The 2605-nt window shown below is 74.6% G+C and carries 4 protein-coding genes; 1 reads left to right on the top strand and 3 read right to left on the bottom strand.

What is annotated here, in order from left to right:
• A partial coding sequence (locus tag KBX39_RS28550) for a glycosyltransferase family 87 protein (protein WP_210873495.1) occupies positions 1-443 on the bottom strand: 443 nt, incomplete at its 3' end.
• Positions 444-478: 35 nt separating this feature from the next.
• Between KBX39_RS28550 and KBX39_RS28555 the strand changes: the two genes are divergently transcribed.
• Positions 479-1072: a GNAT family N-acetyltransferase gene (locus KBX39_RS28555; protein ID WP_064447090.1), complete on the top strand. Its 594-nt coding sequence runs from the start codon at positions 479-481 to the stop codon at positions 1070-1072.
• Between the two features lie 102 nt (positions 1073-1174).
• On the opposite strand, the gene KBX39_RS28560 is transcribed toward KBX39_RS28555, so the two are convergent.
• Positions 1175-1642 carry a GNAT family N-acetyltransferase gene (locus tag KBX39_RS28560; RefSeq protein ID WP_210873497.1) on the bottom strand — a complete coding sequence of 156 codons (468 nt, stop codon included), beginning with the start codon at positions 1640-1642 and terminating at the stop codon, positions 1175-1177.
• 20 nt (positions 1643-1662) lie between these two features.
• Positions 1663-2424: a 4-hydroxy-tetrahydrodipicolinate reductase gene (gene dapB, locus KBX39_RS28565; RefSeq protein WP_064447088.1), complete on the bottom strand. Its 762-nt coding sequence runs from the start codon at positions 2422-2424 to the stop codon at positions 1663-1665.
• Positions 2425-2605 lie beyond the last annotated feature (181 nt).

Raw genomic sequence — 2605 nt, forward strand, 5'->3', positions numbered from 1 at the left:
TCCCAGGCCCAGACGATCCGGCTACACAGCAGCGCGTACCCGATCAACGCGGCGGCCAGGCACAGCGCGACGGCGAGGGCGAACCAGCGGGTCCAGCCGGAGCGGCGGGCCACCGGGTCCAGCAGCCGCCAGATCACCACGGCGCTCGCCAGCACCGTGAGCGTCACGCTCACCACGATCGCGGCGTTCCACGGCAGGTACGCCATCGGCAGCATCACCAGCGCGGCGAACGGCGGGTAGGTGAAGCCGTACTGGGTGCCGGGGCGCAGGAAGTCGTAGATCTCCCCGCCGTCACGCGCCCAGTAGGTGAGCGCGCCGTAGTAGACCTGCAGGTCGAAGAAGCCGTGCCGCACCGCCGCCACGGACAGGAACACGGTGACCGCCGCGGCGAGCGCCGCCACGGCGACGGCCTGCGTGATCGTGCGCCCGGCACCCTGCGCCACCGTCACCCTCCTCGCCCTGCGTAGGCTCACGTGCCATGGCTGCAGGCTACGTCCGGCCCGCGCGTCCCGAGGACGCCGGCGAGATCGCACGCGTCCAGCTCGCGACCTGGCGGGTCGCGTACCGCCGGATCCTGCCCCGGCACGTGCTCGACAACCTGGACGAGGCGTACCTCGCCCGGCGGTGGAGCGCGGCGGTGCAGGAGCCCCCCTCGGGCGCGCACCGGGTGCTGGTCGCCGTCGAGGAGGCGGCGCAATCCTATCTGGTGGGGTTCATCGCCTCCGGTCCGGCCGACGCCGAGGCGCTGGCTCCCGGTGAGCCGGCCGACGCGCTCGCGTCGGGCGTCGCGGCGGTGACCGACCTGCTGGTGGAGCCCCGGTGGGGGCGGCGCGGGCACGGCAGCCGGCTGCTCGCCGCGGCGGTCGAGCACTGGCGCGCCGACGGGCTGACCCGGGCGGTGGCGTGGGCGTTCGACGCCGACGCGGCGACCCGCAACTTCCTCGGCTCGACCGGCTGGGAGCCGGACGGCGCGACCCGCGCGCTGGACGTGGACGACATGCTCGTCCCCCAGCTCCGCTTCCACGTGGCGGTCCCGGAATCCGCTGACGAAAATCCTTCAGCCGACCGATGAGTTCCCGCCCGGCCGCCGGTCCACCCTCACGTGGGTGGGCCGGCGGTCCCGGCACGGGGCAGGACCGCCACCCCACCCGCCCCGACGCGGTTGGCGCGGGGGTCAGGCGGGGCGGAGTTCGGCTACCAGCTCGTCGTCCTCCATGGCGCCGGTGGGGTGGAAGCCCAGGGCGGTGTAGAGGGCGGCGGCGGGCTTGTTGTCGGGGTGGTAGCTCAGGCGGATCGGCTCGCCCGCCTCGGCCAGCCAGTCGGCGAGCGTCCGCACCGTCGCACGGCCCAGGCCCCGGCCCTGCTCGGCGGCGTCGATCACCATGCCACCGATCCAGCGCGACCCGTCGTCGTCCACGCCCCACATGACGTGGCCGACGACCGTCTCGTCGGCGTAGACCGCCAGCGAGTTCCAGACGTCCGAGCGCTCGGTGAGCAGCAGGTAGCGGGCGGCCAGCGCGAACACGAAGGCGCGCTGGTCGTCACGCGGGGCGACGTCGGCGACGGCCCGCCAGTTGTCGTCGTCCACCGGCCGCAGCGTCACCCGGCGGCCGGTGCGGTCGGAGTGCCCGGAGTCGATCATGAGCAGAGGGTACGCCCAGGTCAGTCCAGCAGGGCGTCCAGGCCGACCGTCAGACCGGGCCGGCGGCCCACCTCGCGGACCGCGAGCAGCACGCCGGGCATGAACGACACCCGGTCGTACGAGTCGTGCCGGATGGTCAGCGTCTCACCGGTGGTGCCGAACAGCACCTCCTGGTGGGCGACCAGGCCGGTTGCGCGCACCGCGTGCACGCGTACCCCGTCGATGTCGGCGCCGCGGGCGCCGGCCACCTCGTCGCGGGTGGCGTCCGGCACCGGCCCGAGCCCGGCGTCGGCGCGGGCCGCGGCGATCAGCCGAGCCGTGTGGGTGGCGGTGCCGCTCGGCGCGTCCAGCTTGCGCGGGTGGTGCTGCTCGATGATCTCGACCGACTCGAAGTGCCGGGCCGCGCGCGCGGCGAACTGCATCATCAGCACCGCGCCGATGCCGAAGTTGGGGGCGATCACCACGCCCACACCGGGACGGCCGGCCAGCCACTCGCGTACCTGGTCGAGCCGCTGCTCGGTGAAGCCGGTGGTGCCGACCACCGCGTGCACGCCGTTCTCGACGCACCAGCGCAGGTTGTCCATGACCGCGTCCGGGGTGGTGAAGTCGACGACCACCCCGGCGCCCGCCTGCGCCACAGTGGCCAGATCGTCGCCCTGGTCGACGGCCGCGACCAGCTCCAGGTCGGCGGCGGAGTCGACCGCCTTGCAGACCTCCATGCCCATCCGGCCCCGGGCGCCCAGCACACCGACCCGGGCCACCGTGTTCTGCTGCTCAGTCACGGGCCACAACCTATCCCAGCCCGCACGGCGCGGTCCGGCGGACCGCACCGACGCCCGGCATCCGGCGAACCGGCGCGGCCGACGCCCGGCCGACCGGACCGCCGCCGCTCAGCGGTCGACGGTGAAGCTGCCGGAGTCGAACGGGCCCACCACGGCCAGCGACATCGGCCGGCCGAGCAGC

The organism is Micromonospora sp. D75, assembly GCF_018070405.1.
Lineage (GTDB): Bacteria > Actinomycetota > Actinomycetes > Mycobacteriales > Micromonosporaceae > Micromonospora > Micromonospora chalcea.

Excerpts from the sequence above, each read along its gene's own strand:
- KBX39_RS28555 (WP_064447090.1), top strand. The coding sequence starts at position 479 with ATGGCTGCAGGCTACGTCCGGCCCGCGCGTCCCGAGGACGCCGGCGAG.
- KBX39_RS28560 (WP_210873497.1), bottom strand. The coding sequence starts at position 1,642 with ATGATCGACTCCGGGCACTCCGACCGCACCGGCCGCCGGGTGACGCTG.